2 pseudogenes are annotated in these 1,038 nt (G+C 58.9%); one reads left to right on the top strand and one right to left on the bottom strand.

The features are described from left to right. Positions 1 to 108 precede the first annotated feature (108 nt). Positions 109 to 862, top strand: a pseudogene (locus tag NKI85_RS37730) (IS5 family transposase). A gap of 72 nt (positions 863 to 934) precedes the next feature. On the opposite strand, the pseudogene NKI85_RS37725 reads toward NKI85_RS37730, so the two are convergent. Then, a pseudogene (locus tag NKI85_RS37725) lies at positions 935 to 1,038 on the bottom strand (amino acid ABC transporter permease); the annotation flags it as partial.

The raw sequence follows: 1,038 nt of genomic DNA, 5'->3' as shown, positions 1-1,038 counted from the left end.
ACGTCACCCATTATGACCCGGAGTGATCGGCGCCGGCGCGCCCACGAACGAGAGACTAACCATCAAGGCGATTTCGGGAAAGGTGCCTTGGCGCACCGCTTACCTGCAATGAGTGATTTGATTTGGTTATCGGATGCGCAGATGCGCCGGATCGAGCCGCATTCCCGCGGTCTCACGGTGTGCCGAGGGTCGATCACCGGCGGATCGTCAGCGGCATCATCTTCGTGATCAGGAACGGGCTGCGGTGGCGCGACGCGCCCCAGGAATACGGTCTTCACAAGACGATCTACAACCGCTTCATCCGCTGGAGCTGCCTCGGCGTATTCTACCAGATATTCGCCGAATTGGCGGCAAAAGGCGGCAGGCCCGATCAACTGATGATCGACGCCACCCATTTGAAGGCGCATCGAACGGCCGCAAGCCTGCTTAAAAAGGGGCTGTTCCCCGACGTATCGGGCGAACCAAGGGCGGCCTGAAGTCCAAGCTGCATGCTGTATGCGATGGCCGTGGTCAACCGCTGATCATGCTGCTCAGCGAAGGGCAGATGAGCGACTACAAAGGCGCGGCGCTGATGATTGACGCTTTCCCGAAAGCCGCAGCCCTGCTCGGGGACAAAGGCTACGACGCCGACTGGTTCCGCACTGCCCTGGCCGATCGCGGCATCGTCGCCTGCATCCCGTCCAAAACCAACCGCAACGTGCCGATCCCGCACGACACCGTCCTCTACCGCCGTCGCCACAAGATCGAGAAAATATTCGGTAGGCTCAAGGACTGGCGCCGCATCCACACCCGATATGAGCGCTGCGCCCACACCTTCATGTCCGCGATCTGTATCGCCGCCGCCGTAATCTTCTGGCTCTGATCAATGAGTCCTGAGCCTAACCAATGAATCAACTGATCATCATCTCCGCAACTGGTTTATTGGTCCTGAGCCTAGATAAACCTGCATCAGAAGAGGCAGGCCGCGGAAGAACGAAGTGTAAAAGCTGGCGATGGCGTAGGCGAACCCGTTGTTTGAAAGTTTCGCTATGGCGGCAA

The sequence above is a fragment of the Mesorhizobium sp. M0571 genome (genome assembly GCF_040320985.1).
In the GTDB taxonomy this organism is placed as follows: Bacteria; Pseudomonadota; Alphaproteobacteria; order Rhizobiales; family Rhizobiaceae; genus Mesorhizobium.
Note: the sequence above shows the minus strand (reverse complement) of the source record. Positions and strands in the feature narration are given on the sequence as shown.